General features: G+C 74.2%; 1 protein-coding gene. It reads left to right on the top strand.

What is annotated here, in order from left to right; all coding sequences use genetic code 11:
• Positions 1–101 precede the first annotated feature (101 nt).
• Positions 102–1122 (top strand): histidine kinase (locus G3I40_RS12115; protein ID WP_164302159.1); only part of this gene is annotated, 1021 nt, incomplete at its 3' end.

Here is a 1122-nt window from a genome sequence, read left to right as displayed (position 1 = left end):
AGGGGGGCCGTGCGGATGGGGGAGTTAAGTCCACCGACTTTCCCAGGGAGTTCGCCGGATACTCACTGCACTAGCTGGAACGGACAGGGGAGTTGGGGGACATGAAGCGGGTCGAGGCGTTGCGGCGCTGTCACCGGCTGTGGTGGCTTTCGCTGGTGGCGGGGCACTGGGCGACGATGGTGCACCTCGCGGTGTGGACGCCGGTGCCGGGGCTGCTGCCGCGGGCCGCGGCCGGGATGCGCCGCGTCGTGGACCGGGAGCGGGCGCTGGCCGCCGAGTGGTCCGGCATCACCGTGCAAGCGCCGCCCGCGCTGCCGCCCGGGCACGAGAAGGAGGCCTTCGGCCTGTCCGCCCGCTACCGCTGGGTGTTCGGCGATGCCCAGCGGGCCCGCGAATGGCGCTGGAGCGCGCTGTACTCGTTCGTCGGCGGGCTCGTCGCGGGCCTGCCGGGCGCACTCGTCCTGTACGGCCTGTGGGGCGTCTTCCTCGCGTTCTTCGGCCGGTCCCTCTCGTACAGCTGGGACGGCGTGTGGTACACGGTCATTCACGTCGACGACCGGCCGCACGCGGTCATGGCGGGGCTGCTCGGCGTGGCCATCGGCGCGGCGGGCCTCGCGCTCGCGCCCGGCAGCCTCGACCGGCACGCCCGCTTCGTGCGGGCCACGCTCACCCCCGGCGACCAGGAGATGATGGCCGCACGCATCGCGCACCTCGCCGCGACCCGCTCCGACGCCGTGGACACCTCGGCCGCCGAACTGCGCCGCATCGAACGCGACCTGCACGACGGCGCGCAGGCCCGGCTCGTCGCGATGGGCATGACCCTCGACGCCGCCGAGCACCGGCTGAAGGACGACCCGGAGGCCGTCCGTGCCCTGCTCGCCGAGGCCCGCGCCTCCTCGTCGGCCGCCCTCCAGGAACTGCGTGACCTGGTCCGCGGCATCCACCCGCCGGTCCTCGCCGACCGCGGACTCGCCGACGCCGTACGGTCGTTGGCGCTGCTGAGCCCGCTGCAGACGGAGGTCACCGTCGACCTGGCCGGCCGCCCGGAGCCGCCCGTAGAGTCGGCCGTCTACTTCGCGGTCGCCGAGAGCGTCACGAACGCGGCCAAGCACGCGGACGCCG

Source organism: Streptomyces sp. SID14478 (assembly GCF_010548525.1).
Lineage (GTDB): Bacteria > Actinomycetota > Actinomycetes > Streptomycetales > Streptomycetaceae > Streptomyces.
The sequence above is the reverse complement of the archived record's forward strand: the minus strand, read 5'-3'. Positions and strand labels throughout refer to the sequence as shown.